Here is a 219-nt window from a genome sequence, read left to right as displayed (position 1 = left end):
ATGATCTAAATGATATTGAATACCAAACTCAGATTGGATATAACCTTGAATATCCTTGCCTATGAGTCGCCCGCCTTTTTCTGAGCGACTATGGGTATCGATATAGGTAAACAATTTTTGCTTTTGTTCATGAGTCATCTTGCTCGCATTTTGATTAGACATATCACTTCTCAATGCATCGATACCTTCTGTGAGATAGCTTTTAACCCAAGCGTTGAC

1 pseudogene is annotated in these 219 nt (G+C 37.9%); it reads right to left on the bottom strand.

Annotated features, from left to right (window positions below):
• A pseudogene (locus Q0791_RS25220) lies at window positions 1-219 on the bottom strand (hypothetical protein); the annotation flags it as partial.

It is taken from the genome of uncultured Shewanella sp. (assembly GCF_947495455.1).
Classification (GTDB): Bacteria; Pseudomonadota; Gammaproteobacteria; order Enterobacterales; family Shewanellaceae; genus Shewanella.
This window is presented reverse-complemented; position numbering and strand designations above follow the sequence as displayed.